26 protein-coding genes are annotated in these 26,467 nt (G+C 58.4%); 10 read left to right on the top strand and 16 right to left on the bottom strand.

What is annotated here, in order from left to right; all coding sequences use genetic code 11:
* The first annotated feature begins 15 nt into the window (after window positions 1-15).
* The 6 genes from ydcS to QFW87_RS05715 all read left to right on the top strand — a co-directional run bounded on the left by ydcS (window position 16) and on the right by QFW87_RS05715 (window position 7,313).
* Window positions 16-1,167, top strand: coding sequence for a putative ABC transporter substrate-binding protein YdcS (gene ydcS / locus QFW87_RS05740; RefSeq protein WP_283190024.1), 1,152 nt, complete (start codon window positions 16-18; stop codon window positions 1,165-1,167).
* Window positions 1,168-1,286: 119 nt separating this feature from the next.
* On the top strand, window positions 1,287-2,324 hold the full coding sequence (locus tag QFW87_RS05735; protein ID WP_283190023.1) for an ABC transporter ATP-binding protein: 1,038 nt from the start codon (window positions 1,287-1,289) through the stop codon (window positions 2,322-2,324).
* Window position 2,325: 1 nt separating this feature from the next.
* Window positions 2,326-3,273 carry an ABC transporter permease gene (locus tag QFW87_RS05730; RefSeq protein WP_283190022.1) on the top strand — a complete coding sequence of 316 codons (948 nt, stop codon included), beginning with the start codon at window positions 2,326-2,328 and terminating at the stop codon, window positions 3,271-3,273.
* Complete coding sequence (locus QFW87_RS05725) at window positions 3,263-4,105, top strand: ABC transporter permease (protein ID WP_283190021.1); 843 nt, start codon at window positions 3,263-3,265, stop codon at window positions 4,103-4,105. Before QFW87_RS05730 ends, QFW87_RS05725 begins: the two co-directional genes overlap by 11 nt.
* A 192-nt stretch (window positions 4,106-4,297) precedes the next feature.
* Window positions 4,298-5,722: a gamma-aminobutyraldehyde dehydrogenase gene (locus QFW87_RS05720; RefSeq protein ID WP_283190020.1), complete on the top strand. Its 1,425-nt coding sequence runs from the start codon at window positions 4,298-4,300 to the stop codon at window positions 5,720-5,722.
* 106 nt (window positions 5,723-5,828) lie between these two features.
* The gene (locus QFW87_RS05715) at window positions 5,829-7,313 is read left to right on the top strand and encodes an amino acid permease (RefSeq protein ID WP_283190019.1); all 1,485 of its coding nucleotides are present in this window, start codon (window positions 5,829-5,831) and stop codon (window positions 7,311-7,313) included.
* Between the two features lie 110 nt (window positions 7,314-7,423).
* On the opposite strand, the gene QFW87_RS05710 is transcribed toward QFW87_RS05715, so the two are convergent.
* A complete protein-coding gene (locus QFW87_RS05710; protein ID WP_283190018.1) occupies window positions 7,424-7,693 on the bottom strand; it encodes a hypothetical protein in 270 nt (89 codons plus the stop codon).
* Between the two features lie 45 nt (window positions 7,694-7,738).
* Window positions 7,739-7,981, bottom strand: coding sequence for a hypothetical protein (locus QFW87_RS05705; RefSeq protein ID WP_283190017.1), 243 nt, complete (start codon window positions 7,979-7,981; stop codon window positions 7,739-7,741).
* Window positions 7,982-8,552: 571 nt separating this feature from the next.
* Between QFW87_RS05705 and QFW87_RS05700 the strand changes: the two genes are divergently transcribed.
* Window positions 8,553-9,053, top strand: coding sequence for a Bro-N domain-containing protein (locus QFW87_RS05700; RefSeq protein WP_283183153.1), 501 nt, complete (start codon window positions 8,553-8,555; stop codon window positions 9,051-9,053).
* Between the two features lie 70 nt (window positions 9,054-9,123).
* Here the strand turns inward: QFW87_RS05700 and QFW87_RS05695 are convergent, their stop codons facing one another.
* Complete coding sequence (locus tag QFW87_RS05695) at window positions 9,124-9,309, bottom strand: hypothetical protein (protein ID WP_008151642.1); 186 nt, start codon at window positions 9,307-9,309, stop codon at window positions 9,124-9,126.
* A gap of 391 nt (window positions 9,310-9,700) precedes the next feature.
* Between QFW87_RS05695 and QFW87_RS05690 the strand changes: the two genes are divergently transcribed.
* Window positions 9,701-11,326, top strand: a complete 1,626-nt coding sequence (locus tag QFW87_RS05690) for a glucan biosynthesis protein D (protein ID WP_283190016.1) — start codon at window positions 9,701-9,703, stop codon at window positions 11,324-11,326.
* 208 nt (window positions 11,327-11,534) lie between these two features.
* On the opposite strand, the gene QFW87_RS05685 is transcribed toward QFW87_RS05690, so the two are convergent.
* The 3 genes from QFW87_RS05685 to QFW87_RS05675 all read right to left on the bottom strand — a co-directional run bounded on the left by QFW87_RS05685 (window position 11,535) and on the right by QFW87_RS05675 (window position 15,159).
* Window positions 11,535-12,641, bottom strand: a complete 1,107-nt coding sequence (locus tag QFW87_RS05685) for an NADH:flavin oxidoreductase/NADH oxidase (protein ID WP_283183151.1) — start codon at window positions 12,639-12,641, stop codon at window positions 11,535-11,537.
* Window positions 12,642-12,840: 199 nt separating this feature from the next.
* Window positions 12,841-14,550: a single-stranded-DNA-specific exonuclease RecJ gene (gene recJ, locus QFW87_RS05680; RefSeq protein ID WP_283183150.1), complete on the bottom strand. Its 1,710-nt coding sequence runs from the start codon at window positions 14,548-14,550 to the stop codon at window positions 12,841-12,843.
* Between the two features lie 66 nt (window positions 14,551-14,616).
* The gene (locus QFW87_RS05675; RefSeq protein ID WP_007897614.1) at window positions 14,617-15,159 is read right to left on the bottom strand and encodes a YaeQ family protein; all 543 of its coding nucleotides are present in this window, start codon (window positions 15,157-15,159) and stop codon (window positions 14,617-14,619) included.
* 147 nt (window positions 15,160-15,306) lie between these two features.
* On the opposite strand from QFW87_RS05675, the gene QFW87_RS05670 reads away from it, so the two are divergent.
* Together QFW87_RS05670 and QFW87_RS05665 are read left to right on the top strand one after the other, a co-directional pair.
* Window positions 15,307-16,506: a CaiB/BaiF CoA-transferase family protein gene (locus QFW87_RS05670; RefSeq protein ID WP_283190015.1), complete on the top strand. Its 1,200-nt coding sequence runs from the start codon at window positions 15,307-15,309 to the stop codon at window positions 16,504-16,506.
* On the top strand, window positions 16,433-17,428 hold the full coding sequence (locus QFW87_RS05665; RefSeq protein ID WP_283183148.1) for a TIGR02285 family protein: 996 nt from the start codon (window positions 16,433-16,435) through the stop codon (window positions 17,426-17,428). The genes QFW87_RS05670 and QFW87_RS05665 overlap by 74 nt, the downstream gene beginning before the upstream one ends.
* Before the next feature lie 170 nt (window positions 17,429-17,598).
* Here the strand turns inward: QFW87_RS05665 and QFW87_RS05660 are convergent, their stop codons facing one another.
* The 10 genes from QFW87_RS05660 to rpsP all read right to left on the bottom strand — a co-directional run bounded on the left by QFW87_RS05660 (window position 17,599) and on the right by rpsP (window position 26,418).
* A complete protein-coding gene (locus QFW87_RS05660) occupies window positions 17,599-17,886 on the bottom strand; it encodes a DUF3509 domain-containing protein (RefSeq protein ID WP_283183147.1) in 288 nt (95 codons plus the stop codon).
* A gap of 162 nt (window positions 17,887-18,048) precedes the next feature.
* Window positions 18,049-19,407, bottom strand: coding sequence for a transporter substrate-binding domain-containing protein (locus tag QFW87_RS05655; RefSeq protein ID WP_283190014.1), 1,359 nt, complete (start codon window positions 19,405-19,407; stop codon window positions 18,049-18,051).
* A 121-nt stretch (window positions 19,408-19,528) separates the two neighbouring features.
* Complete coding sequence (gene thrC, locus QFW87_RS05650; RefSeq protein WP_129441497.1) at window positions 19,529-20,938, bottom strand: threonine synthase; 1,410 nt, start codon at window positions 20,936-20,938, stop codon at window positions 19,529-19,531.
* A 66-nt stretch (window positions 20,939-21,004) separates the two neighbouring features.
* A complete protein-coding gene (locus tag QFW87_RS05645) occupies window positions 21,005-22,309 on the bottom strand; it encodes a homoserine dehydrogenase (RefSeq protein WP_046053481.1) in 1,305 nt (434 codons plus the stop codon).
* Between the two features lie 134 nt (window positions 22,310-22,443).
* Window positions 22,444-23,175 carry a bifunctional protein-disulfide isomerase/oxidoreductase DsbC gene (gene dsbC / locus QFW87_RS05640; RefSeq protein ID WP_283183144.1) on the bottom strand — a complete coding sequence of 244 codons (732 nt, stop codon included), beginning with the start codon at window positions 23,173-23,175 and terminating at the stop codon, window positions 22,444-22,446.
* A 302-nt stretch (window positions 23,176-23,477) separates the two neighbouring features.
* Window positions 23,478-24,374, bottom strand: coding sequence for a site-specific tyrosine recombinase XerD (xerD, locus tag QFW87_RS05635; RefSeq protein ID WP_283183143.1), 897 nt, complete (start codon window positions 24,372-24,374; stop codon window positions 23,478-23,480).
* A 99-nt stretch (window positions 24,375-24,473) separates the two neighbouring features.
* The gene (gene rplS, locus QFW87_RS05630) at window positions 24,474-24,824 is read right to left on the bottom strand and encodes a 50S ribosomal protein L19 (protein WP_003175895.1); all 351 of its coding nucleotides are present in this window, start codon (window positions 24,822-24,824) and stop codon (window positions 24,474-24,476) included.
* A 45-nt stretch (window positions 24,825-24,869) separates the two neighbouring features.
* The gene (trmD, locus tag QFW87_RS05625; RefSeq protein WP_154503229.1) at window positions 24,870-25,643 is read right to left on the bottom strand and encodes a tRNA (guanosine(37)-N1)-methyltransferase TrmD; all 774 of its coding nucleotides are present in this window, start codon (window positions 25,641-25,643) and stop codon (window positions 24,870-24,872) included.
* Window positions 25,625-26,161, bottom strand: a complete 537-nt coding sequence (gene rimM / locus QFW87_RS05620) for a ribosome maturation factor RimM (RefSeq protein ID WP_046053340.1) — start codon at window positions 26,159-26,161, stop codon at window positions 25,625-25,627. The genes trmD and rimM overlap by 19 nt, the downstream gene beginning before the upstream one ends.
* Before the next feature lie 5 nt (window positions 26,162-26,166).
* Window positions 26,167-26,418: a 30S ribosomal protein S16 gene (gene rpsP / locus QFW87_RS05615; RefSeq protein ID WP_007944872.1), complete on the bottom strand. Its 252-nt coding sequence runs from the start codon at window positions 26,416-26,418 to the stop codon at window positions 26,167-26,169.
* Between the last annotated feature and the right edge of the window lie 49 nt (window positions 26,419-26,467).

Below are 26,467 nucleotides of genomic sequence, written 5' to 3'. Positions count from 1 at the left end.
GAAGAGGGAAACCCCATGTTCGTGCACAAGACCGCACTGCTCAGTGCAATCACCACGGCGCTGTTGGCCAGTGCCAGTATCCAGGCCGCCGAACCGCTGAAAGCCGTCGGTGCCGGCGAAGGTCAGCTGGATATCGTGGCCTGGCCCGGCTACATCGAACGTGGCGAAAGCGACAAGGCCTACGACTGGGTGACCGGTTTCGAGAAGGAAACCGGCTGCAAGATCAATGTGAAAACCGCCGCCACTTCCGATGAAATGGTCAGCCTGATGGCCAAGGGTGGTTACGACCTGGTGACTGCGTCTGGCGATGCGTCCCTGCGACTGATCGCTGGCAAGCGTGTGCAGCCGATCAACACGGCGTTGATCCCGAACTGGAAGAACATTGACCCTCGTCTCAAGGACGGGCCTTGGTACGTCGTCAATCAGCAAACCTACGGCACCCCGTACCAATGGGGTCCGAACGTGTTGATGTACAACACCAATATCTTCAAAACAGCGCCGGACAGCTGGAGTGTGGTGTTCGAAGAGCAAACCCTGCCGGACGGCAAGTCCAACAAGGGTCGGGTCCAGGCCTACGACGGCCCGATCTACATCGCCGATGCGGCGCTTTATCTCAAATCGAAACAGCCGGAACTGGGCATCAAAGACCCATACCAGCTCAACGAAGCACAATACAAAGCGGCGCTGGACCTGCTTCGCAAGCAACAGCCCTTGATCCACCGCTACTGGCATGACGCAACGGTCCAGATGAGTGACGTCAAAAACGAAGGCGTGGCGGCGTCCAGTACTTGGGGTTACATGGTCAACGGCCTGGTGGCGGACAAGCAGCCGGTTGCCTCGGTCATTCCAAAAGAAGGTGCAACGGGTTGGGCCGACACCACCATGCTGCACGCCGAAGCCAAGCACCCGAACTGCGCCTACAAGTGGATGGACTGGTCGCTGCAACCGAAAGTCCAGGGTGACCTGGCGGCATGGTTCGGTTCGCTGCCGGCGGTTCCGGCGGGGTGCAAGGAAAGCGAATTGCTCGGTGCCGAGGGCTGCAAAACCAACGGCTTCGACCAGTTCGAGAAGATCGCCTTCTGGAAAACCCCGCAGGCTGAGGGCGGCAAATTCGTGCCGTACAGCCGCTGGACCCAGGACTACATCGCGATCATGGGCGGTCGTTAAGGCCCCTTCGCGAGCAGGCTCGCTCCCACATGTAATCGCATTCCAATGTGGGAGCGACGGTGCGGCGATCCGACCTGCTCGCGAAGCTTTTAAGATTCTGTTTTTCGGAGCACCGCACCATGACCCTTGCAGTCCAGTTCACCAACGTTTCCCGTCAGTTCGGCGACGTGAAGGCCGTTGACCGGGTTTCCATCGATATCCAGGACGGCGAGTTCTTTTCCATGCTGGGCCCTTCCGGTTCGGGCAAAACCACCTGTCTGCGCCTGATCGCCGGTTTCGAACAACCGAGTGCAGGCTCTATCCGTATTCATGGCGAAGAAGCCGCCGGGCTGCCGCCGTATCAGCGTGACGTGAACACCGTGTTCCAGGATTACGCGCTGTTCCCGCACATGAACGTACTCGACAACGTCGCCTACGGTTTGAAAGTCAAAGGCGTCGGCAAAACTGAACGCCAGAAACGCGCCGAAGAAGCCCTCGACATGGTCGCCCTCGGCGGCTACGGCGAGCGTAAACCGGTGCAACTGTCCGGCGGTCAACGCCAGCGTGTGGCCCTGGCCCGCGCCCTGGTCAATCGCCCGCGCGTGCTGCTGCTCGACGAACCGTTGGGCGCGCTCGACTTGAAGCTGCGCGAGCAAATGCAGGGTGAACTGAAGAAGCTGCAACGCCAGCTCGGCATCACCTTCATCTTCGTCACCCACGACCAGACCGAAGCGCTGTCGATGTCGGATCGCGTGGCGGTGTTCAACAAGGGGCGCATAGAGCAGGTCGATACCCCGCGCAACCTCTACATGAAACCGGCGACAACGTTTGTGGCGGAATTCGTTGGCACTTCCAACGTGATTCGCGGCGATCTGGCGAAACAATTGAGCGGCAATCCACAGCCGTTTTCGATTCGCCCGGAACACGTGCGTTTCGCCGAAGGTCCGCTGGCCAGCCATGAAATCGAAGTCAGCGGTTTGCTCCATGACATTCAGTACCAGGGCAGCGCCACGCGTTATGAACTGAAACTGGAAAACGGCCAGACCCTGAACATCAGCCAGGCCAACGTCCAGTGGCTGGACGTCAGCGCGCAACATCAGACCGGCCAACGCATTAGCGCGCGCTGGGCACGGGAAGCGATGATCCCGCTGCACGACACCGTTGTCGGCGGGGTGTGAGATGAACAGCGTGGCTCTCCCTCAAACCCCGGCCGGCGGCTCGGCGTTGCGCAGGTTTTCCAACCTGCTGTATCGCCGGCCAAACCTGTACCTGTCGATGCTGCTGGTCCCACCGCTGCTGTGGTTCGGCGCGATCTACCTCGGTTCGCTGCTGGTTCTGCTGTGGCAAGGTTTCTACACCTTCGATGACTTCACCATGGCGGTCACGCCCGACCTGACCCTGGCGAACTTCGCTGCCCTGTTCCAACCGTCGAACTTCGACATCATCCTGCGCACCTTGAGCATGGCCGTCGTCGTCTCGATCGCCAGCGCCATCGTCGCGTTCCCGATCGCCTACTACATGGCGCGCTACACCACCGGCAAAACCAAGGCGTTTTTCTACATCGCGGTGATGATGCCGATGTGGGCCAGTTACATCGTCAAGGCGTATGCCTGGACGTTGCTGCTGGCCAAGGGCGGCGTGGCGCAGTGGTTCGTTCAACACCTGAGTCTTGAGCCGGTTTTGCAGTTCGTTTTGGGCATTCCGGGCGTCGGCGGCAGCACCTTGTCGACCTCGCACCTGGGCCGTTTCATGGTGTTCGTCTACATCTGGCTGCCGTTCATGATCTTGCCGATCCAGGCCTCGCTGGAACGTCTGCCGCCGTCCTTGCTGCAAGCGTCTGCTGACCTTGGCGCCAAGCCGCGTCAGACCTTCATGCAAGTGATTCTGCCGCTGTCGATTCCAGGCATCGCGGCCGGTTCGATCTTCACCTTTTCGCTGACCCTGGGCGACTTCATCGTGCCGCAACTGGTGGGGCCACCGGGCTACTTCGTCGGCAGCATGGTGTACGCCCAGCAAGGCGCAATCGGCAACATGCCGATGGCCGCGGCCTTCACGTTGGTGCCGATTGTGTTGATCGCCATTTACCTGACTATCGTGAAACGACTGGGGGCCTTCGATGCGCTCTGATGCGAAAAAACAAACGCCAGAAACGCACGGCGAGAAAGCCTCGCTCGGCCTGCGCATCGCAGCCTGGGGCGGGTTGGTGTTTCTGCACTTCCCGATCCTGATCATCTTCATGTACGCCTTCAACACTGAAGACGCAGCGTTCAGCTTCCCGCCCAAGGGCTTCACCCTGAAGTGGATCGGCGTGGCGTTCTCCCGTCCCGACGTGCTGGAAGCGATCAAGCTGTCGCTGCAGATTGCCTCCGTCGCGACGTTGATTGCATTGGTCCTCGGCACCCTTGCGTCGGCGGCGTTGTACCGCCGGGATTTCTTCGGCAAGCAAGGCATTTCCCTGATGCTGATCCTGCCGATTGCCCTGCCGGGGATCATCACCGGCATCGCGTTGCTGGCGACCTTCAAGACGCTGGGCATTGAACCGGGGATGTTTACCATCATCGTCGGTCACGCGACCTTCTGTGTGGTGATCGTCTACAACAACGTCATCGCCCGCTTGCGTCGCACTTCTCACAGTTTGATCGAGGCTTCGATGGACCTCGGCGCCGACGGCTGGCAGACCTTCCGCTACATCGTCCTGCCGAACCTCGGCTCGGCATTGCTGGCCGGCGGCATGTTGGCGTTTGCCCTGTCGTTCGACGAAATCATCGTCACCACCTTCACCGCCGGCCATGAACGCACCCTGCCGCTGTGGCTGCTCAACCAGCTCAGCCGCCCACGGGACGTGCCGGTGACCAACGTCGTCGCGATGCTGGTGATGATGGTGACCATGCTGCCGATCCTCGGCGCCTATTACCTGACCCGTGGCGGCGAAAGCGTTGCGGGCAGTGGTGGTAAATAACTGACAACTCATTACCACTGTCGAAACCGAATCAATGTGGGAGCGGCGGTGCGACGATTCGACTTGCTCGCGAAGAGGCCATCACATTCAACATGAGTGTTGGCTGACACACCGCTTTTGCGAGCAAGCCCGCTCCCACATTTGGGCCGGTTCCGACAGAGAAAAAACAACAGTTCCGAAGAGGACAAAGCCATGCAAACCAAACTCTTGATCAATGGCCAACTGGTCGACGGCGAAGGCCCCGCACAACCGGTGTTCAACCCGGCCCTCGGTCGTGTGTTGGTGGAAATCAACGAAGCCAGTGAAGCCCAGGTCGATGCCGCCGTGCGGGCCGCCGACAGCGCCTTCGAAGGCTGGTCGCAAACCACGCCGAAAGAACGTTCGCTGCTGCTGCTCAAACTCGCCGACGCCATTGAAGCCCACGGCGAAGAGCTGGCCAAACTGGAGTCGGACAACTGCGGCAAGCCTTACAGCGCTGCACTGAACGACGAGATCCCGGCAATTGCCGACGTGTTCCGTTTCTTCGCCGGCGCCAGCCGTTGCATGAGCGGTTCGGCGGGCGGTGAGTACCTGCACGGCCACACCTCGATGATCCGTCGCGACCCGGTTGGCGTGATCGCGTCCATCGCACCGTGGAACTACCCGCTGATGATGGTCGCCTGGAAAATCGCCCCGGCCCTCGCAGCGGGTAATACCGTGGTGCTCAAGCCGTCGGAACAAACCCCGCTGACCGCGCTGCGTCTGGTGGAACTGGCGTCGGAGATTTTCCCGGCCGGCGTGCTTAACCTGGTGTTCGGTCGTGGTCCTACGGTTGGTAGCCCATTGGTCACACACCCGAAAGTGCGCATGGTCTCGTTGACCGGTTCGATTGCCACCGGTTCGAACATCATTTCCAGCACCGCCGACAGCGTCAAACGCATGCACATGGAACTGGGCGGCAAGGCTCCGGTGATCATCTTCGACGACGCCGACATCGACGCCGCCGTGGAAGGCATTCGCACCTTCGGCTTCTACAACGCCGGCCAGGACTGTACCGCCGCCTGCCGCATCTATGCGCAGGAAGGCATCTACGACACGTTCGTCGAGAAACTCGGCGAAGCGGTCAGCAGCATCAAGTACGGTTTGCAAGATGATCCGTCGACCGAGCTCGGTCCGTTGATCACCGCGCAACATCGCGACCGCGTGGCCGGGTTTGTCGAGCGTGCCGTGGCGCAAGCGCACATCCGTTTGATCACGGGCGGCAAGGCTGTTGAGGGCAATGGCTTCTTCTTCGAACCAACTGTGTTGGCCGACGCTCAGCAGGACGACGAGATTGTTCGTCGCGAAGTATTCGGACCGGTGGTGTCGGTGACCAAATTCACCGATGAAGCGCAGGTGCTGAGCTGGGCCAACGATTCCAACTACGGCCTGGCGTCATCGGTCTGGACCTCGGACGTCGGTCGTGCGCATCGCTTGTCCGCACGCTTGCAGTACGGCTGCACCTGGGTGAATACGCACTTCATGCTGGTCAGCGAAATGCCTCATGGCGGTCAGAAACTGTCCGGTTATGGCAAGGACATGTCCATGTACGGGCTGGAGGACTACACCGTCGTTCGGCATGTGATGTTCAAGCACTAAAAGCATCGCAACACAAAACAAAAATTACCGATCCGGGCAGCGCCGTCATGGCCCTGCCACGGTTTCGGACATCCGAAATCTGCCGATTTTCCGGAGTTAACACACCATGAGTGCATCATCCGAACTCTCCGCAGTCGTTGCCGACAGCGACGCCGAGCAACTGCGCAAGCTGGGCTACACCTCGAACTTCAATCGCAGCATGAGCCTGTGGGAAAACTTCGCCCTGGGCTTCACTTATCTCTCTCCGGTCGTAGGGGTTTATACGCTGTTCGGCCTGTGCCTCGCCGCGGGTGGGCCACCGATGTTCTGGGCTTACTTGCTGGTCGGATGCGGCCAGTTGTTGGTGTGCCTGATCTTCGGTGAAGTGGTCTCGCAGTTCCCGATTTCCGGTGGTGTGTACCCGTGGGCTCGTCGCTTGGTGGGCAAGCGCTGGGCGTGGATGGTCGGCTGGATCTACTCCATCGCCCTGTGCGTCACCATCGCCGCCGTTGCGGTGGGCGCCGGCCCGTACCTGGCCGCCATGATGGGCTTTGAACCGAGCAACAACACCAACATCGTCATCGCACTGTTCCTGACCTTGTTCGCAACCCTGGTCAACCTCAGCGGCACCAAAGTATTGGCGCGGATCGCCATGTTCGGCTTCCTGTGCGAACTGGTCGGTGCGTTGATCGTCGGCGTTTACCTGCTGATCTTCGAACGTCATCAATCGATCAGGGTGTTGTTCAATACCTTCGATATCAGCGTCGACGGCTCGTACTTACCGGCATTCCTCACCGCATCGCTGGCGGGGATGTTCCTGTACTACGGCTTCGAGGCCTGCGGCGATGTGGCCGAAGAAACCCCGAACCCAAGCAAGCAAATCCCGGTGGCCATGCGCATGACCATCTACATCGGCGGCATCGCGGCGATGTTCGCCTGCCTGGCGCTGATCCTCGCCGTGCCAGACATGCAAGCGGTGATCAACGGCACCGACAAGGATCCGGTCACCACCATCCTCAACAACGCCTTCGGCCCGGTCGGTTCGAAAGTGGTGATGGGCGTGGTGATGATTTCCTTCATCTCCTGCGTCATTAGCCTGCAAGCCGCGGCGAGCCGTCTGCTGTATTCCTACGCTCGGGATGAAATGGTCATCGGCAGCTCACTGCTGAAGAAGATTTCCCCTACGACTCAGGTTCCGGTTGCGGCGCTGTTCGTGTCCGGCGTCCTGCCGGCGCTGATCATTGTGCTGGGCTTCTTCCTGCAGGATGCGGTGGCAACCATTGTCAGCTTCGCGGCCATCGGCATCTACCTGGCGTTCCAGATGATCGTGCTCGCCGCTTTGTACGCGCGCATGAAGGGCTGGAAACCAAGCGGTAAATTCACCCTCGGCGCCTGGGGCTGGGCCGTGAATATCGGCGCGCTGGTGTACGGCGTCGGCGCGATCATCAACATGGCCTGGCCGCGCACACCGGATGCGGCGTGGTACATCAATTATGCGATGGTGTTGAGTACTGCGATCGTGATTGGGTTGGGGCTGGTTTATATGTGGCTTGCCAAGCCGTATGACCATGGGACTGCGCCTGCGGGGGATGCTTGGAAGGTTAGTCGATAAGTTTTTTTGCTCTCTCGGCCCCGCTAGTGGTGCCGTCGCTGAAATATCCCCTTTCTCACACTCCTAGAGAAAGGGGAGTTAATGACAGCTATTGACTGAAGAGAAAACCATCAAAGCAACAGTTCTGCTTGATCGTGCTTCAGCAAAGATATGCGATCGAAAAGCTTGATTTTTTCATCTGCCTTTTGTTTAGCGTAATCCGACATAAACGCAACAAGCTCCTCAAGCTGACTCACATTCCCTACCACCTTAAAAGCTTTTTCTTTATTAACGAAAACGAGCGACTTTTTCTTTCGAGACAACAGCTCAATTACGTTACTCAATGTTCCAGTACTTTTTGCATCCCATATCATCAAGCCGTAATCCGCGGCCTCGGCCATGACAACATCCTTCGCCGTAAAAAAAGCTCGCGACCCTTTGGAGTGCTAGGTTTCCACTGTCCTAGCCGGCCATTCTCCAAGATTGTTTCGCGGGACCACGCCACTGCAATAAACAGTAGTTTTAGATCGGGCCAGGCTTAACAGATACTCTTGAATAGAAGTATCGGCTCCGCCTGCGTCGCCAACCACGACATCAAACTCTGAATCAACGATATTATTGATACGCTCTTTAACCTTGGGATCAAGGTGCTTGATATTAATAGAGCCCGCAATAAATACAGTTGTCATCTATCTTATTTCCAAGTTAATGCCGCGACGTAGATTGGTGCTTGTCCAGCACCCATCCCAGGCCCCAAGGACCGTTTATCTGTTTGAGGGATACTTTCAAGATATTCTCCATTTTTAAACCCTGTCCATAAGCACCGAAATTTCCTTGGCGCTTTTTGACCATAGGCAATGAAAAACAGAGTTTCCAGTCAAACGCCGCGTGGCGCTGACTCTCGTGCAAAAACAGGCAATTCCTACAGATCGAACCTTCCAGAAAAGACACCGATTCCTACAGCATGCGGCGCCAAGGTAGACTTGGCGCCGCGAGCGCCTGAACGATAGGCTTTACCTCGTCGCTGCAAAATCAGCGACCCGGGGTCGAAGCCGGGAAATTTCAAAACGGTGCTTATGCGCCCCCATAGAATTGAGGCAGTTTCATGTCTTCAGTTCTGATTTATGGCGGGCCGTGTGGCGCGGGCCTTCCGGCTTCCGTTTTGATTGGAAGTGTCCCGACTTCGAACGCCACTCGGTCCGCCACCCAACCTGTCGAAGGGTTGGTGGCGACTTTCCTACTCAAAACGGAAGTCACTTCATGTCAGCACACGCTCAAAACTCGCTTCTACCTTACTTCTCCCCAACCATCTTCACCCGCCACAACCGCTTCCTCCACGCCTTCATGCAGGACAACCAAGCCTGGTTCTGCGTCCAGGATCTGGGTCGTTTGATGGGCCGTCCGATGGACCAACGCCTTACCCTGAAACTTGATCCCGATCAGCGCCAATATGTCTGGATGCTGAAGAACGGCAAAACGGTCGAATCGCTGATGGTCAGCGAATCAGGGATGTACGCCCTATTGATTCACCATTTTGTCCCAGAAAACCGAAACCTGCGCCAATGGCTGAGCAATGAAGTCATACCCACGCTGCGTGAGTCGAAAGCAACATCTGTGGATAACATTCCAAGCCTGAGTTCATTGCAGTGGGCCGGGATCTCGGTGCCGCTGCTGCGTTGGCAGCATCAGGCCTGGATCAAATGGCGGGACATGCCTGATCTGATGCAGGCACAACGGCCATTCACCACTGGTTGCCGTTGAGTTGATGCACAAAGGGACGGACTTTGCAGTCCATCCCTTTGGTTTTCCAACATGCCTCAGTCTCCTACCTTCAAAACCGCGAAACACTCCTCATCGCATCCACCAGATACCGCATCGCAATCTGGTCGCTTTCCGACAGCTCCCGATAGCGCTCCAACAACTTCATCTCGTCCGAACTGACCCGACGCCTTCGGCGCACTGTGGTCAAGCAAGGAAGGATTCCCAGCAACTGGGTGATGCCTTGTACTTTCGTCATGGACGATGTCCTTCTATAAGCCCGAGAAAACTTCAAAAACCGCATCGCCCTCTCCTTTTTGTAGTCGCCGGCCTGAAGGGCAGAGGTCGGTCATGAACACAGAATAGAAACTATCGCGGCGGTGAAAAGCGATTTTTAGAGTAATTAGTCAAAAAAAGCAGAAATGCCCTATAAATCAGAAAGTACTGTCAGAAAACTTAACCGACATTTCTTGTTTCATTGCCACGAAGCCAAAGTGCTACCAATCATTTTTTCTACACAACCGAACGGTTTAAGCTATTTGTTATCTGTTTAATGTCCGTTGCGTTTGGCCGAAGGCATGTCCGAACCTTTATTTTTGATCCAGCACGTGCCAGGAACGGCCCGGGATTGTTCACGACAGGTTGAACTTATGTACCGCAGGAATTTGCTCAAAGCATCCATGGCCATCGCTGCCTACACCGGATTATCAGCCACCGGTTTGCTGGCTGCCCGGGCCTGGGCCGGTACCGGCGCGGCGGATGGCGAGGCTCAGGCGTTCGACTTCGAAGCGCTGAAGATCCAGGCCAAGCAGCTCGCCGGCAATCGCTATCAGGACACCAAGCAGGTGTTGCCGCCGACCCTGGCGACCATGACACCGCAAAACTTCAATGCGATCCGCTACGACGGCAACCACTCGCTGTGGAATGACCTCAACGGTCAGCTGGATGTGCAGTTCTTCCACGTCGGCATGGGTTTCAAGCAACCGGTGCGCATGTACAGCGTCGACCCCAAGACTCGTCAGGCGCGGGAGGTGCATTTCCGCCCTTCCCTGTTCAACTATGAGAAAACCACGGTCGACACCAAGCAGCTCACGGGCGATCTGGGGTTTTCCGGGTTCAAGCTGTTCAAGGCTCCGGAGCTGGACCAGCACGACGTGCTGTCCTTCCTCGGCGCCAGCTATTTCCGTGCGGTCGATGCCTCGGGCCAGTACGGTCTGTCGGCACGCGGTCTGGCGATCGATACCTATGCCAAGAAGCGTGAGGAGTTCCCGGACTTCACCAAGTTCTGGTTCGAGACCCCGGACAAGGACAGCACCCGCTTCGTGGTCTACGCCCTGCTGGATTCACCGAGCGCCACCGGTGCCTACCGTTTCGACATCGACTGTCAGGCCAGCCAGGTTGTCATGGGCATCGATGCCCACATCAATGCGCGCACTGCCATCGAACAACTGGGCATCGCGCCGATGACCAGCATGTTCAGCTGCGGCACCCATGAACGACGCATGTGCGACACGATTCACCCACAGATCCACGACTCGGATCGCCTGGCCATGTGGCGCGGCAACGGTGAGTGGATCTGCCGCCCGCTGAATAACCCGGCCACCCTGCAATTCAACGCCTTCGCCGACACCGATCCGAAAGGTTTCGGCCTGGTGCAGACCGATCATGAGTTCGACAGCTATCAAGACACCGTCGACTGGTACAGCAAGCGTCCGAGCCTGTGGGTAGAACCTACGACCGCGTGGGGTGAAGGCTCTATCGATCTGTTGGAAATTCCTACAACCGGCGAAACCCTGGATAACATCGTCGCGTTCTGGACCCCGAAGAAACCGGTCGCCGCCGGCGACTCCCTGAACTACGGCTACAAGCTGTACTGGAGCGCACTGCCACCGGTCAGCACGCCGTTGGCGCGGGTCAACGCCACTCGTTCGGGCATGGGCGGCTTCATCGAAGGTTGGGCCCCCGGCGAGCATTACCCGGAAGTCTGGGCGCGACGGTTTGCCGTGGACTTCACGGGCGGCGGTCTGGACCGTTTGCCTGAAGGCGCAGGGATCGAGCCGGTCGTCACGTGCTCGAATGGGCAAGTGAAGGATTTCAACGTGCTGGTGCTGGATGACATCAAGGGTTACCGCATTACCTTTGACTGGTACCCAACCAATGACAGCGTGGCGCCGGTGGAGCTGCGGTTGTTCATTCGCACCAATGACCGGACGCTGAGTGAAACCTGGTTGTACCAGTACTTCCCGCCTGCACCGGATAAGCGTAAGTACACCTGAGGGTAAGTCACCGTTTGAGAGGTCCCCTTCGCGAGCAGGCTCGCTCCCACAGGTGATCTTTGTCGGACAAAAATTTGGTGTCTCATGGAGATCCAATGTGGGAGCGAGCCTGCTCGCGATGACGCCAGGCCAGACAATAAAAATCCCGGCCTAGAAACGCAAAAGCCCCGGTCAACTCGATCGGGGCTTTTTGGTTTTACAGCATCAATCAGTCGCGCAAATCCGACTCATGAATCGGCTGTTCACGATGGGTGGCCCGCTGATACTGCGCCGGCCAGATGGCCTTGCGTCCACCCAGATCATCATCGGCATGCAGCGGCCAGTACGGGTCGCGCAGCAGCTCACGGGCCAGGAAGATGATGTCCGCCTGGCAGGTGCGCAGAATGTGCTCGGCCTGCGCCGGCTCGGTAATCATTCCTACCGTGCCGGTGGCAATACCTGACTCTTTGCGCACTCGTTCGGCGAAGCGGGTCTGATAACCGGGACCTGTAGGAATTTCGGCGTTGGCCGCAGTACCGCCCGACGAGACGTCAATCAGGTCTACGCCCAACGCTTGGAGGCGTCGCGCCAGCTCCACGGTTTCATCCGGGTTCCAGCCGTCTTCCACCCAATCGGTGGCCGAGACCCGCACGAACAGCGGTAGCTCTTCAGGCCACACCGCACGCACCGCTTCGGTGACTTGCAGCACCAGCCGGATGCGATTCTCGAATGAACCACCATATTGATCGCGCCGCTGATTGCTCAGGGGCGAAAGAAACTGATGCAACAGGTAGCCGTGAGCGGCGTGTATTTCCACCACTTTGAAACCGGCGGTCAGTGCTCGCTGGGCTGAAGCGACAAAGGCCTGAATGACCTCAGCGATCTCACCATCATCGAGCTGCTTGGGGTGGGTGTGCTGCGGGTCGAAAGCAATCGGCGAAGGGCCCACCGGAACCCAGCCACCGTCTTCGGGTTTGACGCTGCCATGTTTACCGATCCACGGCCGATGGGTGCTGGCCTTACGCCCGGCGTGAGCCAACTGAATGCCGGCCACAGCGCCTTGTGCCGCAATGAAGCGAGTGATGCGTTGCAACGGTTCGATCTGTTCATCGTTCCACAGGCCGAGGTCCTCGGCGGTGATGCGTCCGTCGGCGGTCACCGCCGTGGCTTCGGTAAATACCAGGCCGGCCCCGCCGACAGCGCGGCTGCCAAGGTGGACCAGGTGCCAATCATTGGCCAGTCCATCAATGCTGGAGTACTGGCACATCGGCGATACCGCAATGCGGTTGAGCAGGGTCAATTGGCGAAGGGTATAGGGTTCAAGCAGCAGACTCATGGGGCACCTCTCGAATCAGTGGGCAGGCTCCAGGGTTCTGTTTGAAAAGTCGACGAGTGACAGGAAAAAGGTGCAGCACCCGCCCCCGCGGGCAAAAAATTCGACAAGACGTCACAAGGATAATCAAGCAGTGCTTAGAGACTAGTCGACATCGGGGGATGAGGGAGGGTTCAGATGGATTGGGTGCCAGAAGATCGCTTCAACGCGGTTCGATATGGGCAATCATCAACTGCACCGTCTCGTTGCCACGGAACTCGTTGAGGTCGAGTTTGTAGGCCAATTCCACCCACTTGATGGTCGGATTCGGCCAGATGTCGCGGTCGATTCCGAAGGCAATGCCATCCAGCTTCACCGAGCCGCATTCGCTTTTCAGCACCACTTTGAGGTGCCGCTCGCCGACCACTCGCTGCTCGACCAACTGGAACACGCCGTGGAACAGCGGCTCCGGGAAATGTTGCCCCCAAGGCCCGGCATGGCGCAGGGCACGGGCCAGTTCCAGGTGGAATTCCTCGACCGCCAACGTGCCGTCCGACAGCAATCGCCCGGTCAGGTCTTCTTCGCGTAATTGCCTACGCACTTCCGCGTCAAAGGCTTCGGCGAATAACGGAAAATTCGCTTCCGGCAGCGTCAGGCCGGCTGCCATCGCATGGCCGCCGTATTTGCTGATCAGATTCGGATGCTGCGCCGCCACCACGCTCAACGCGTCGCGAATATGAAAACCCTGAACCGAACGCCCCGAGCCCTTGAGCAAGCCATCGCCGGCATCGGCAAAGGCAATGGTCGGACGGAAATAGCGTTCTTTCATACGCGATGCGAGGATTCCGATGACACCCTGGTGCCACTCGGGATCGAACAGGCACAAGCCGAACGGCATCGACTCGACCGGCAAATCCTTCAGTTGAGCCAGCGCTTCACGCTGCATGCCCTGCTCGATGGATTTGCGGTCTTGGTTCATGCCGTCGAGTTGAGCGGCCATTTCACGCGCCAGACCAGCGTCTTCGGTGAGCAGGCATTCGATGCCCAGGCTCATGTCATCCAGACGCCCCGCCGCGTTCAGACGTGGGCCGACAATGAACCCCAGGTCGGTAGAGGTGATGCGCGTGTGGTCACGCTTGGCGACTTCGAGGATCGCCTTGATCCCCGGCCGCGCGCGCCCGGCGCGAATCCGCTCCAGGCCTTGGTGCACCAGAATCCGGTTGTTGGCATCCAGCGGTACCACGTCGGCGACGCTGCCCAGGGCCACCAAGTCCAGCAACTCGCCGATGTTCGGCTGCGGTTTGCTCTCGTACCAGCCGAGGCTGCGCAAACGCGCACGCAGGGCCATCAGCACATAGAAAATCACCCCGACGCCGGCCAGCGCCTTGCTCGGAAACTCGCAACCTGGCTGGTTGGGATTGACGATGGCATCGGCCAACGGCAACTCGTCACCGGGCAAGTGGTGGTCGGTGACCAGCACCTGAAGGCCGGCCTTTTTCGCCGCCGCCACGCCTTCAACGCTGGAGATACCGTTGTCCACAGTGATCAGCAACTGTGGTGTACGGGTCAGCGCCACTTCAACGATTTCCGGCGTCAGGCCGTAGCCGTACTCGAATCGGTTCGGCACCAAATAGTCGACGTGCGCCGCGCCCAGCAAGCGCAAGCCCAGCATGCCCACGGTACTGGCCGTCGCGCCATCGGCGTCGAAGTCACCGACGATCAGAATCCGCTGACACTGCTCGAGCGCCGTCACCAGCAAATCCACCGCTGCATCGATGCCTTTGAGTTGCTGGAATGGAATCAACCGCGCCAGGCTCTTGTCCAGTTCAGCCTCGGACAGCACGCCCCGCGCCGCGTAAAGACGGGTCAGCAGCGGCGGCAGATCACCGAGGAATGGCAGGGTGTCGGGCAACAGGCGAGGTTCGATGCGCATGGGGTGACAGGTGCTTCTCTTGGATACGTAGGACAAAACCGGATAAAGCGGACCAGCAGCGAGTAATCAGCCGCGTTCGCCGCTCAGCCACTGCAACTGGACTTCATGCTGACCACGGTCGTCGGTGACGAAAATCGTCCCTTCGCTGATCATCACGTCCCACTTGATAACCCGGGGCATGTCTTTGGCCAGGGTTTCCAGCACTTCCTGCGGAACAGCAGCGATGTGCACGTTTTTCAGGTTCTTGATCGCCGGGATCACTTTGGTCTCCCAGACGCGCAGGCTGCCGTAAGCCAGCAGGCTGGTGCGTTCGGTGCGACGCGAGCACCACGTCAGGCGATCGGCGTCTGGCTGGCCGACTTCGATCCAGTGCAGGACACGGTCGTCCAGGCTCTTTTCCCACAGGGCAGGTTCGTCCACGTCTGACAGACCGCGACCGAACGACAACTGCTCGTTGTACCAAAAGGCGTAGGCCAGCAGCCGCACGGTCATACGCTCTTCGGTCTCCGAAGGGTGACGGGCGATGGTCTGCTTCACGCTCTCGTACACGCTGCGGTCGAGGTCGGTAAGGTTCAGTTCAAACTTGTAGGTCGTGGACGGCTGGGCCATGAACGGGCTTCTTGATACGGGGAAAGGCGGCAAGTCTAACCGATGCGGTAGGCAATCCACGAATTGAAGGCGATCAACCTTGGTCGTCTGACGTTCGGCTATGTTAAAACCCTGTATTCGCTCAACCTTTGTCCTACAGGATCCAGCATGCCGCTCACCGGAAAACCGCTCTCAGGTCTGAAAGTCATTGAATTGGGTACGCTGATCGCCGGGCCGTTTGCCTCGCGCATTTGCGGCGAGTTCGGTGCCGAGGTGATCAAAATCGAGTCCCCCGATGGTGGCGATCCGTTGCGCAAATGGCGAAAGCTGTATGAAGGCACCTCGCTGTGGTGGTTCGTCCAGGCGCGCAACAAGAAATCCCTGACCCTGAACCTCAAACACCCCGACGGCCTGGCGATCCTGAAAAAACTGCTCAGCGAAGCGGACATTCTGATCGAGAATTTTCGCCCGGGCGTGTTGGAAAAACTCGGTCTGGGCTGGGAAGTCTTGCACGCTTTGAACCCGAAACTGGTGATGGTGCGTCTCTCGGGTTTCGGTCAGACCGGGCCGATGAAGGATCAGCCAGGCTTTGGCGCCGTCGGTGAATCCATGGGTGGCTTGCGCTACATCACCGGGTTCGAAGACCGGCCACCGGTACGCACCGGTATTTCCATCGGTGACTCGATTGCCGCGCTCTGGGGCGTGATCGGCGCATTGATGGCGTTGCGTCATCGCGAGGTCAACGGTGGCCTCGGCCAAGTGGTGGATGTGGCGCTGTATGAAGCGATCTTCGCCATGATGGAAAGCATGGTCCCGGAGTTCGACGTGTTCGGTTTCATCCGCGAACGCACCGGCAACATCATGCCGGGCATCACGCCCTCCTCGATCCACACCAGTGTCGACGGCAAACATGTGCAGATCGGCGCCAATGGCGATGCGATCTTCAAACGCTTCATGCTGATCATTGGTCGCGAGGACCTGGCCAATGACCCTGCGTTGGCGAGCAACGACGGACGCGATAGCCGTCGCGACGAGATTTATGGGGTGATTGATCGCTGGGTTAACTCGCTGCCGCTGGACACCATCATCGAGCAGTTGAATCAGGCCGATGTACCGGCCAGCCGGATCTTCAGTGCTGAAGACATGTTCAGTGATCCGCAGTACCTGGCCAGGGAAATGTTCCTGAAGGCCAAGTTGCCGGACGGTAAAGATTTCAAGATGCCGGGAATCGTGCCGAAACTCTCTGAGACACCCGGCACTTCGGAATGGGTCGGGCCGCAGTTGGGCGAACACAATGCGCAGGTACTCAACGATCTTGGTTACGACAAGGAACAGATCGCAAAACTGCGTGAAGACGGGGCCATCTAAGCTGAGGCGCCTGCTTGCGCGGCCCATCAACCACTGCCTGACGCGCGGCGGACGAGCATTGTGCGCGTACGCGTTTTTCCTGTTGCTCGCCGGCCAGGCTCAGCCAACGTTGGCGCAACCGAGGGAAACCCTGGTCTGGCTGTTGCGCGATCTTCCACCGCTGATGATTTTCGAAGGATCGAAAAAGGGCCAGGGCGTCATCGATAAACTGTTACCGCTGCTGATCGCCCGCATGCCGCAATATGAACACTCCCTGATGCGAGTCAATCGCGCTCGTGGCTTGCAAATGCTCCACGAGCCATCCCTCACGTGCGATGCAGCGCTGAACTGGAGCAAGGAGCGCGATGGCTGGATCGCATTTTCCATTCCGGTGTTTCGGGCCATGAGTAACGGCCTTGCAGTGCGACGCGTTGATCGGGAGATGTTGACGCCCTTTATCAAGGACGGCGAAGTGGACCTGGCGGCTCTGCTGGCCAGTGGCCGCGAGACACTGGGCATTATTGCCGAGCGCAACTACGGCGAATATCTCGACGCGCTGCTCAAACAAGCGCCAGCCAACTCACTGACCCTCCACTACGGCAACGACGCTTTGGGCAGCCTGTTGCAAATGCAACGCTTGGGGCGCTTGCGGATGCTGTTGGGGTACCGCTCGGAAATCCGCTACCAGGCCCAGCAGCAAGGGATCGCGGAAGATGAATTGCAGTTCTACCCGATTCGCGGCACGGGCAAATACCTGTCCGGTTACATTGGCTGTACTGACACTCCCCAGGGTCGGCAGGCGATCATCGAGATCAACCAACTGCTGCGCACCCTGCCCCACGATCACTTAAGCGAGGCATACGCCGCCTGGCTGGACCCCGAGAGTCGCAGCGACTACCTGGAAGCCAGCCGGGCATTTTTCTTACAGCAGGCCGAGCAATGACAAATCGCAGGCAAAAAGAAACCCCGAGAAGTGGGGAGACGACTCGGGGTTAAACGTGGCCTATTTAAAGGCCAGTGGCAGCAAGCTACAAGCACCGGAGCACAATGCTTGATCCTGCTGTTACATGGTCTGACTGACCTAAGCGCAGGAAGGTTCCCACAAAAAACAATTCAATTTCGGTTGGCCAGGATCTTGTCCTGAGCAGCATTACGCAACGCCGCGATGACGCAGGGCTCCAGCCTGCCTTCGGCGATCAGCACGTCGCGATGCAAACCGTCGACGACATCCGTCAGCAGACGTTTGCTGGTCAACTGGTCCTGATTGAACGCCCGCTCGACCACGATCGCGCCGGTCGCATTTTTCAGTGTCACCAGGCATTCGCCATGGGTCCCCGACGGGGTCAACGTTACCTGATACGGGCTCAGAGCTTCACCGAGCAATAGACTGATACTTTCCATCTCGATCACCACTCAATAGTCCGAAAACAAAGTGCCTGGGGCGTGCCTACAGTAAATGACCACTGGCTCGAGAAGAAAGTTCTGGATACCGACTGCTGGTGAAACTGCGCCGCGGGTCAATAGAGCATGCACGGCCAAGATGACAGAGAAAAAACAGCCGCGTCACGCCTGCTTCTTACGCTTGCCAATATCGGTCCAGCCTCCCAGCAGGCCCCGCAATTGTCCGTCGGCACTGTAAAAAGGCACCGTCCACTGATAGACATGCCTGACGCCGTTGTTGAACATCAATTGACGCTCATTGAAGCGGGTCTTGCGCGTTCCGAGCTGGGCCATGAACTCTGCATGCAGCAGTTCGGCAGTCTCTTTGGGCAAGACGTCCAGTTCAATCAGCTGTCGCCCCTGAACCTGGTCGAAACGGGTCGACAAGCCCTCCTCATAACTCTTGTTGCACATGATCAAACGCCCTTCCAGATCACGAACAAACATCGGATCGGGCATGGCGTCCATCAACGCATGCTGGAAGGCGAGCTGATCACTCAGACTTTTCTCGGCATCCATGCGTTGCTGGATCAATACCGTGAGCCGTCGGTTCCAGAGCAGGGACAACAGGCCGAACAGACTGACGATAAACATTCCCCAGCAGCCCCACTCGGCGAGTCGGTGCCAGGCGCCAGGCACCTTAATGGGGGCAATCCCATTGAGCCATTTCAGGCGAATGGCGCGCAATTCAGCAGGATCAAGCGCTTCAAGCGCCTTGTTGAGGATGCTCGACAGCTGAGGCTGACCTTTGCGTACGGCCAGGTGGTCCGCCTCCCATTTGCCCTCGACCGTATACCCGACCTTGAGCTGCCCGGACGGATAGAGTTGTGCTCCGGTTTCGTTTTCGATGGTGGCATAGGCCTCACCGCTCTCGACCAGCGCCCGGGCCTCCGCATAGGTTTTAACCGAGCGCAGGTCGATGTCCGGATAGTCGCGGCGAATCGTGGCCTCCAGCGCATGCCGGGTCGGCAACACCAGAACCTGTCCCGACAGCTGCTCCAGGGATTGCACCTCTGGCGCCCCGGCCCGCCCGACGAACACCCAGCCAGCGCCACCGAACGCATGACTGAAATCCAGAAACGTCTTGCGTTCGTCATTCATCGCCAGCGTCGTGCTCATGTCCGCTGCGCCACTTTCCAGTCGCCCGAGCAACTGATCGGTGGAAAACGATTCCTCGTGAACAAACTGCAATCCCGTCATCGCACTGATGCGGTTGAGCAGATCATTGTTCAAACCGCTCCATTGACCGTGCTCATCCTTGAACAGGTACAGCGGATATTGCACCGATGCGACGATGACTTTTGAATGCTCGGCAATCCATTTCAACTCCTGAGCATCCAGCTCGATCATTAGGCCAGCAACCGATCCTTTGGAATCGGTCGCCGCCAATTGCGACGCGCTCCCCCATTGAGCAAAACCCAGGGTGCCGACTAAAAAAAACATCCAGCATGCAGCTGGTTTTAACCCTTTGAAAAACAGCATTGCCACTTCCTTCGTGATCAACTCGCCCGTCCTTCATGGGGCGAAAACCCAACAAGTGTGACATGCAGAAATGAGAAAGCCCGTCAGGAGACGGGCTTCAAAATGTGACAGTTTTAATTGGTTACAGAGGCTTGCCGCGGTTGCCATGCTGACTGACAAAGGCCTGCACGGCTTTCAGGTCATTTGGCAGCACGGTGCAGCGCTCATCTCGCTCAAACAAATCAGAAAGATGTGCAGGTAGTTCGAGTGCTTTTCCTACGCCTGCTTTTTCCACTGCGTCCGGAAATTTGACCGGATGCGCCGTACCGAGGATCACCATCGGGATATCCAGGCTGCGACGGCACTCGCGCGCCGCCTTCACGCCGATGGCGGTGTGCGGATCCAGCAGTTCGCCGGTTTGCTCAAAAACTTCGGCAATGGTTTCGCAGGTTTGAGCGTCATCCACGGCCAGCGAATCGAACAGCTTGCGGGCTTCGGTCCAGCGTTCCTGTTCGACGCTGAAACCACCACCTTGTTTGAAGGTGTCCATCAGCCCGGCGATCGCTGCGCCGTTGCGACCGTGCAGGTCGAACAGCAGGCGTTCGAAGTTCGACGACACCATGATGTCCATCGACGGCGACAGCGTGGCGTGCAGCGTGTCCTTGACGTACTGATTGCCGCTCATGAAGCGGTGCAGGATGTCGTTGCGGTTGGTGGCGACGATCAACTGGTTGATCGGCAGGCCCATGTTGCGCGCCAGGTAACCGGCGAAAATGTCGCCAAAGTTGCCGGTCGGCACCGAGAACGATACCGAACGTGCCGGGCCGCCCAACTGCAGGGCTGCATGGAAGTAGTAAACGATCTGGGCCATGATTCGCGCCCAGTTGATCGAGTTCACGGCCACCAGACGCGTGCCTTTGAGGAAGCTCTGGTCGGCGAAGCTGGCCTTGACCATTTCCTGGCAGTCATCGAAGTTGCCTTCGATGGCGATGTTATGGATGTTCTCGCCGAAGATGGTGGTCATCTGGCGACGCTGCACTTCGGACACACGGTTGTGCGGGTGCAGGATGAAGATGTCGACGTTTTCGCAGTGCTTGCAGCCTTCGATGGCGGCCGAACCGGTGTCGCCGGAGGTGGCGCCGACAATCACTACGCGCTCACCGCGTTTTTCCAGCACGTAGTCGAGCAGACGACCCAGCAGCTGCAAAGCGAAGTCTTTGAACGCGAGGGTCGGGCCGTGGAACAGCTCCAGCACCCATTCGTTGCCGTTTAGCTGACGCAATGGCGCTACGGCGTTGTGGGAAAACACGCCATACGTTTCTTCAAGAATCTTCTTGAAGTCGGCATCGGGGATGCTGCCGGTCACGAACGGGCGCATCACCCGGAAGGCCAACTCGTGATACGGCAGGCCGGCCCAGGAAGCGATTTCTTCCTGGGTGAAACGTGGCAGGTTTTCCGGGACGTACAGACCACCGTCCGTGGCCAGACCGGCCAGCAGGACGTCTTCGAAATTCAGGGCCGGTGCCTGGCCGCGGGTACTGATATAACGCATGACTGGCTCCAATAGACAGTGTTCGCAAACCCGGGCTCGCAGGCGAGCCCGGTGAACGATAACGGCTTAGTTCAGGTGCTCGACGCGGATCCGTACGACCGGACCGACTACGCCCGCCAAGGCTTCCAGGGCGGCGATCGCGTCGTTCATGTGCTGTTCCAGCACGCGGTGAGTCAGCAGGATCATCGGCACCAGGCCGTCGTGTTCTTCGACTTCCTTCTGCATGATCGATTCGATGTTGATGCCGCGCTCCGACAGGATGCTCGCCACCTGCGCCAACACGCCCGGATGATCCTTGGCCTGGATGCGCAGGTAATAGGAGCTTTCGCAGGCCTCGATCGGCAGGATCGGATGGGCCGACAGCGAATCCGGCTGAAAGGCCAGGTGCGGTACGCGGTTTTCCGGGTCGGAGGTCATGGCGCGAACCACGTCCACCAGGTCGGCGATCACCGACGAAGCGGTCGGCTCCATGCCAGCGCCAGCGCCGTAGAACAGGGTCGAACCGGCGGCATCACCGTTGACCATCACCGCGTTCATCACGCCATTGACGTTGGCGATCAGGCGGTCGGCCGGGATCAGCGTCGGGTGCACGCGCAGTTCGATGCCGGCCGCGGTGCTGCGCGCCACGCCCAGGTGCTTGATGCGATAGCCCAGCGCTTCGGCGTAGTTCACGTCAGCGGTGGTCAGCTTGGTGATGCCTTCGGTGTAGGCCTTGTCGAACTGCAGCGGAATACCGAACGCGATGGACGCCAGGATCGTCAGCTTGTGGGCCGCGTCGATGCCTTCAACGTCGAAGGTCGGATCGGCCTCGGCATAACCCAGGGCTTGCGCCTCGGCGAGTACGTCTTCGAAAGTCCGGCCCTTCTCACGCATTTCGGTGAGGATGAAGTTACCGGTGCCGTTGATGATTCCGGCGACCCAGTTGATGCGGTTGGCCGACAGACCTTCACGGATCGCCTTGATCACCGGAATGCCACCGGCCACGGCGGCTTCGAACGCCACAATCACGCCCTTCTCCCGGGCCTTGGCGAAAATTTCATTACCGTGAACGGCGATCAACGCCTTGTTCGCGGTCACAACATGTTTTCCGTTCTCGATCGCTTTGAGTACCAGCTCGCGGGCAACGGTGTAGCCGCCCACCAGCTCTATGACGATGTCGATCTCAGGGTTCGTGGCCACTTCGAAGACATCGTTGGTAATCGCAATACCGGTCGTCTGGAACTGAGGCTTTGGCGTGCGCATGGCAATTTGTGCCACTTCGATTCCACGCCCGGCACGACGAGCAATTTCCTCGGCGTTACGCTGAAGTACGTTGAAGGTGCCGCCACCGACGGTCCCTAACCCACAGATGCCTACTTTGACCGGTTTCACTGTGAACTCCCCATAAAACGGCCGACTCAAGGCCGGCCGTGAAAACAACCGCATACTCGCGGTTCTCTATTAATGGCTCGGCGAACGCTGCCGCCGAACCATGATCGTCAATGGCTGACCGTGACGATGCGAATTTATTTCGCGTCCAGCGCCAGTTTGGCGACTTGTGGCGCAGGCTGGTAGCCCGGAATGACCTGGCCGTCGGCCAAAACGATGGCCGGTGTACCGTTCACGCCGATCGACTGACCGAGGGCGAACTGCTTGGAAACCGGGTTATCGCACTTGGCGGCCTTGATTTCCTTGCCGTCGACCATCTTGTCCATGGCGGCTTTCTTGTCTTTCGAGCACCAGACCGCTTGCAGCTGCTCATCACCCGGTGAGCCCAGGCCCTGACGCGGGAACGCGACGTAACGCACTTCGATGCCGCGCTTGTTCAGCTCAGGCACTTCAGCGTGCAGCTTGTGGCAGTACGGGCAGGTGGTATCGGTAAACACAGTGATGTGCGATTTGGTTTCGCCGATCGCCGGGTAGACCACGGTTTCCGCGACTGGAATTGCGTTGACCAGTTTGGACACGCCCAGGCGTTCGGTCTTTTCGGTCAGGTTGACCGGTTTGCCGTCCTTGAGCTGGAACATGTAGCCCTGAACGACGTACTGGCCATCGGCGCTGGCGTAGAGCACGCGGCTGCCCTTGAGTTTGACTTCGTACAGACCTGGCAGCGGGCTGGCGGTGATGGTTTCTACCGGCACCTCGAGCTGGAGGTTTTCCAGGCTTTTACGAATGGCTTTGTCGGCCGCGTCATCGGCGACGGCAAAGGTGCTGACCAACGCAATGGCTGCGGCGGCGAAAATCTGGGTCAGACGCATGAGAACTCCTGAAGGCGGACAAATGGGACGATCAGAACGCCCGTGCCGAAACACCGGGTCATAAACGCCCATCGTGCAAACCGGCAAAGCCTACCACATAAGGCCCGCGTGACCGAATGCGGGTGACAAGACACCTAACTCCCGGTGTACGACGCTTTATGTAGCAGCTGGCGAAGCCTGCGTCCGGCTGCGTAGCAGTCGTAAACCCTGAATCGTCGGTTTAACTGAAGCACCGCAGTGTCTGATTCACGACTGCTGCGCAGCCGGACGCAGGCTTCGCCAGCTGCTACAAAGCCCTGCGCTTATCCGCGCGGGTGATGTTTGGCATGCAAGTCCTGCAAGCGGGCGCGGGCGACGTGGGTGTAGATCTGCGTGGTCGACAGATCGCTGTGGCCGAGCAGCATTTGCACCACCCGCAAGTCCGCACCATGGTTGAGCAGGTGCGTGGCGAAGGCATGGCGCAAGGTGTGCGGCGACAGCGACTTGCCGATCCCGGCAACCTTGGCTTGGTGCTTGATGCGATGCCAGAAGGTCTGCCGAGTCATCTGCTCGCCGCGCTGGCTGGGGAACATGACATCGCTGGGACGCCCGCCGAGCAGCTCCTGGCGGCCATCGCGCATGTAACGCTCGACCCAGACAATCGCCTCCTCGCCCATCGGCACCAGCCGCTCCTTGCTGCCCTTGCCCATCACTCGCAACACGCCTTGGCGCAGATTGACCTGCTCCAGTGTCAGGCTGATCAACTCAGTCACACGCAAGCCGCAGGCATAAAGCACTTCGAGCATGGCGCGGTCGCGCTGGCCGATGGCTTCGCTCAGGTCTGGTGCTTTTAGCAGTGCTTCCACGTCGGCTTCCGACAACGATTTAGGCAATGGCCTACCGAGTTGAGGCATATCGACGCGTAACGTTGGATCGACCGCGATCAACTTTTCACGCAGCAAATAGCGATAGAAGCCACGCACGCCGGAGAGAAATCGCGCCGTCGAGCGGGGTTTGTAGTTTTGCTCCAGACGCCAGGCCAAGTGATCGAGGATCAATTCGCGGCCGGCATTGACCAACTCCAACCCTTTTTCCTGCAGCCAGCCGTGGAACAGGGCCAGGTCGCTGCGATAGGCATCGCGGGTGTTATCGGAAAGACCTTTCTCCAGCCACAGAGCGTCGAGGAATTGGTCTATCAGTGGATGATCGATGGCGGGCATAAAGGCTCAGGCAAGACCGGCAATACGGCCAAGGAAGATAAATCGCGGGCAACAAAAAAGCAGCCCGTAGGCTGCTTTTTTCTGCATCGGAAGCTGGACTTAAGCCAGTTTTTCCTTGATGCGAGCTGCTTTACCGGACAGGTCACGCAGGTAGTACAGCTTGGCTTTACGTACGTCACCGCGACGTTTAACGGCCATGCTGTCGATTTGCGGGCTGTAGGTCTGGAAAGTACGCTCTACGCCAACACCGTTGGAGATTTTACGAACGGTGAAAGCACTGTTTACGCCGCGGTTACGCTTGGCGATAACAACACCTTCGAACGCTTGCAGACGCGAACGGTCGCCTTCCTTCACTTTCACCTGAACGACAATAGTGTCGCCCGGGGCAAAGGTAGGGATCTCTTTGGTCATCTGCTCTGCTTCGAGTGCAAGGATGATTTTGTTAGTCATGCTGTGCTCCTAAGGTAAATCGTCGGATCTACCATCGATACGTTGTTAACTATCGTCCCGCTCGCGGATGTATTCCTCGAGCAGCTTCTTCTCTTCTCCAGAAAGCGAGCGGCTTTCCAGAAGATCGGCGCGTCGTTCAAAGGTCCTACCAAGGGACTGCTGTAAACGCCAACGCCGGATATGCGCGTGATTGCCACTTAGCAACACGTCGGGAACACGCTGATCCGCATACACCTCCGGTCGGGTGTAGTGCGGGCAATCCAGCAAACCATCCGTAAAGGAATCTTCCTCGGCGGAGTCCGCATGCCCTAAAGCTCCAGGCAGCAGTCGTGTAACCGCATCGATCAGGACCATCGCCGGCAGCTCGCCGCCAGACAGTACATAGTCGCCAATCGACCACTCTTCATCGACATGAGCCTCTATAAAACGCTCGTCAATGCCTTCATAGCGGCCGGCAATCAGGATCAATGCATCCAGATTCGCCAACTCGCGTACCGCCGACTGAGTCAGTTGACGGCCTTGGGGGGACAGGTAAATTACCTTCGCCGCCTCCCCGGCTGCTGCCTTGGCCTGAACCAACGCATCTTCCAGGGGCTTGATCTTCATCACCATGCCCGGGCCACCGCCAAATGGGCGATCGTCCACAGTGTGATGTCGATCCGTCGTGTAGTCTCGCGGATTCCAACAGGTGAGCTGCAAGAGCCCCTGTTTCACCGCACGACTGGTGATGCCGTACTCGCTGATGGCGGAGAACATCTCGGGAAACAAACTGATCACTTCTACGCGCAAGTTAGCCACGCTTAGAAGTCCGCATCCCATTCCACCTTCATCTCGCCTGCGGCAAGGTCGACGGCCAACACGCATTGCTCCGTATAGGGCAACAGGCGTTCGCGATCATCCAGGCTGCCAGCGCAAGGCTTGACCACCATTACATCATTGGCGCCGGTTTCCAGAAGATGATCGATTTTCCCGAGCAATTGCCCGAGTTGATCAATGACCTTCAGACCTTCCAGCTGGTACCAGTAGTACTCGCCGTCGGTCAATTCAGGGAACAGGTTGCGCGGCACGCAGATCTCATAACCGGCCAGAAGACGCGCTTCTTCACGATCATCAAGACCCTTGAGCTTTGCGACCAGGAACTTGTCGCTCCCACGTCCGCTGACCAGCTCGACCTGTTTCACATTACCTTCGCGCTTGAGCGTCCAGGTTTTGTACTGCAACAGGTTTTCAGTCGGATCAGTAAAGGAATACACCTTCACTTCGCCGCGAACGCCATGAACCGAATAAATTTTGCCGATAACGATCAAATCATCAGCAACAGCTGGCGTCGCGTTCATATTGCTCAGGCCGCAGCCTTAGCCGCGTCCTTCAACAACTGAGCAACACGCTCAGAAGGTTGTGCACCAACGCTCAGCCAGTAGGCTACGCGCTCTTGGTTCACGGACAGACGGACTTCTTGACCACGAGCAACAGGGTTGAAGAAACCAACCTGTTCCTTGTGCGAACCGTCGCGCGGGTTGCGGCTGTCGGTTACGGTCAAGTGGTAAAACGGGCGCTTTTTGGAGCCGCCAAGGGCAAGACGGATTGTTAGCATGTGAACATCGTTCCTGTAGTCGGTGCTGCAAATCTAAAGGCACAGCGGG

Source organism: Pseudomonas sp. PMCC200344 (genome assembly GCF_030053095.1).
In the GTDB taxonomy this organism is placed as follows: domain Bacteria; phylum Pseudomonadota; class Gammaproteobacteria; order Pseudomonadales; family Pseudomonadaceae; genus Aquipseudomonas; species Aquipseudomonas svalbardensis.
This window is presented reverse-complemented; position numbering and strand designations above follow the sequence as displayed.